This is a genomic window from uncultured Campylobacter sp. (assembly GCF_938018035.1).
In the GTDB taxonomy this organism is placed as follows: domain Bacteria; phylum Campylobacterota; class Campylobacteria; order Campylobacterales; family Campylobacteraceae; genus Campylobacter_B.
Map to the genome: position 1 here is coordinate 1 of NZ_CALIJF010000179.1, position 2,696 is coordinate 2,696.

Below are 2,696 nucleotides of genomic sequence, written 5' to 3' on the forward strand. Positions count from 1 at the left end.
CACCTCGTTTCGCACGTCAAGCCCCACGAATACGAAGATCCCCGGCAGCTGCAGCTCACGCGCGGCGCCGCTGGTTTTATCCTTGACTACGACGCCAGTTACGCCGCTTGCATCGCCCTTGATCTGCTCTACGAGCGCGTTTGTGATGAGCTCGATATTCTCACTTTCGCGTACCTTTTGCACTGTCGAAGGCGCGGCGCGAAACTCATCGCGGCGATGGATCAGATAGACTTTAGAGCAAATTTTAGCTAGATACAGCGACTCCTCTAGCGCCGTATCGCCGCCGCCGAGGACGGCAACCTCTTTGCCCTTGTAAAAAAACCCGTCGCAGGTCGCGCAGGTACTGACGCCGCGACCGAAGAACTCATCCTCGCCCTCGATCCCCGCGCGGCGCGGAGTAGAGCCCGTAGCGACGATAACGGCACGCGCGCGTCGTGTTTGATCGCCCTCGAGATAGATCGTAAAATTTCCGTCGCCGTCTTTTGAGATACGCAGCACGCGCACCATCTCGTGCTTCAGCCCGAAGCGGAAGCATTGCTCCTGCCAAGGCGCCATAAAGCTCATCCCGTCGGTCACCGCGGCGACACCCGGGTAGTTTTCCATCTCTGAGCTTGAGGTGATCTGCCCGCCGGGCATCCCCATCTCAAACATCACGACATCCTTTAAACCGCCTCTTGTAGCATAAAGCCCCGCCGCTAGCCCCGCAGGACCGCCGCCGATAATTGCTAAATCTAACATTTTTTCTCCTTAATTATTTTATTAAGTAAAGCCGTGGGCGTTAAATTTACGAATTTAATTAATAAAACGATGAGTAGGAGAAAAAAAGGGCGAAAGTCGCCCTTTTAAAATTTACAGAAGCGAGTTTAGTTTGTCGGCTATGATCTGCTTAGATTGCGCGCCGATGAGCTGAGCTTTTAGCTCGCCGTCTTTGAAAAATAGTATCGTAGGGATCGAGCGGACGCCGAACTGCACCGCAAGATCCTGCGCTTCGTCGGTATTTACTTTGCAAATTTTAGCCTTGCCCTCGTAATCGTTCGCAAGCTCCTCGATGATCGGGGCGATCATACGGCACGGTCCGCACCAAGGCGCCCAAAAATCGACTAGCGCGACACCCTCTTTAGTAACGTCGAAATTCTCCGAAGTAAGCTCTATATACTTTCCCATAATGTTCTCCTTGTGTTAAAATTCTGTGGATTATAGTTCATTATCTTAAATAAATAATAAAAATTCTAATTTAAAAAGATATGTTGGCGATAAATTTTATCTGCTTTGGATAAACTTCCACGACGTCGATCTGCCACGGCTCGTCCGTATCGCAGCTCATCAGATAAAATTCCGCCGCTTTTAAAATTTTAGCCATCTTGGCGCCAGTCACGCGCTCCGCGGCGTCGTAATCGCCGCTCGTGGCCTTCACCTCGACGAAGTGCAAAATTCCACCCTTACGCGCGATTATATCGATCTCGCCGAAACGGCAGCGGAAATTTCGCTTTAAAATTTCAAACCCTTCGCCGCGTAAAAATTCCGCCGCACGGTCCTCGCAGGCAAAGCCGAAAATGTATTCTTTTAAGCCCAAGCTAGCTTTCGATCCTGATCATAAAAGGCTTTTGCGTGATGAAATTTTCGCCGCTAATCACGCTTATGGCGCGCTTTATGTCCTTCTCGCAGCACGTATGCGTCGTGAAAAACAGCGTCACTTCCTCATCCGTTTTGAGTTTCGGCTTTTGCAAAAAGCTGTCGATCGAAAGATCGTTTAAACTCATAATGTTCGTAAGCTTCGCAAGTACGCCCTTTTCGTCGCGCACGCGCAGCCTGAAATAATACTTCGTGCGGATCTGCTCGCTCGGCAGAATTTGCATAAAATTTTCACTCGGCAAAATTTTATAGCCGAGCATCGGATTTTTGTTATCGCGCGCAATGTCGATGAGATCGCTTATAACCGCACTTGCCGTAGCGCTGCCGCCCGCGCCCGGTCCGTAATACATACTCTCGCCGACGCAGTCTCCGTAGATGCTCACGCCGTTCATTACGCCATCGACTTTTGAGAGCATTTGATCCTTTGAAATGAGCGCAGGATGGACGCGCAGCTCGACTTTGTTGTCGCACGCGCGCTTAGCTACCGCAAGCAGCTTGATTATGAAGTCGAATTCGCGCGCAAAATATATATCCTCCTGCGTGATCTCCTCGATCCCCTCGATTAGGATATCTTCCGGGTCTCCGTGCACGCCGTATGCGATGCTAGCTAAGATCAAGAGCTTATGCGCCGCGTCAAATCCGCCGATGTCGAAGCTAGGATCGGCTTCGGCGTATCCGAGCTCTTGAGCTCGCTTTAGCGCGTCTTCAAATTTCTCATTTTTTTGCATCATATTCGTAAGGATGAAGTTGCTCGTGCCGTTTACGATGCCGATTATCTTTTCGATACGATTGGCGCTTAGCCCTTCGCGCAGGGTTTTAATGATCGGAATTCCGCCCGCTACGCTCGCTTCAAAGCCAAAAGGCGTATCGCCCGCCAAAGCCTGGAGCTTGTAGCGATGATAAGCCAAAAGCGCCTTATTTGCGGTAACGACCGCCTTTTTGCGCTTTAAAATTTCACTTACAATCTCATAGGGCTTTTCTACCCCACCCATAAGCTCTACAAAAACGTCGATATCATCGCGCTCGATGATACTTTGCGCGTCGCTGCTAAGCGGAATTTGCAC

Annotated in this window: 4 protein-coding genes; all 4 read right to left on the bottom strand. The window is 50.4% G+C overall.

Annotated features, from left to right (window positions below; genetic code table 11):
* A partial coding sequence (locus tag Q0257_RS05390) for an FAD-dependent oxidoreductase (protein ID WP_298022518.1) occupies nucleotides 1-738 on the bottom strand: 738 nt, incomplete at its 3' end.
* Between the two features lie 111 nt (nucleotides 739-849).
* Nucleotides 850-1,164 carry a thioredoxin gene (gene trxA / locus Q0257_RS05395; RefSeq protein WP_295151069.1) on the bottom strand — a complete coding sequence of 105 codons (315 nt, stop codon included), beginning with the start codon at nucleotides 1,162-1,164 and terminating at the stop codon, nucleotides 850-852.
* 70 nt (nucleotides 1,165-1,234) lie between these two features.
* A complete protein-coding gene (locus Q0257_RS05400; protein WP_298022521.1) occupies nucleotides 1,235-1,573 on the bottom strand; it encodes a YraN family protein in 339 nt (112 codons plus the stop codon).
* Nucleotide 1,574: 1 nt separating this feature from the next.
* Nucleotides 1,575-2,696: homoserine dehydrogenase (locus Q0257_RS05405; protein ID WP_298022523.1), on the bottom strand; the 1,122-nt coding region annotated here is incomplete at its 5' end.

What these genes read in the sequence shown, in the direction of transcription:
- trxA (WP_295151069.1), bottom strand. Translation starts at nt 1,164, where the DNA reads ATGGGAAAGTATATAGAGCTTACTTCGGAGAATTTCGACGTTACTAAA.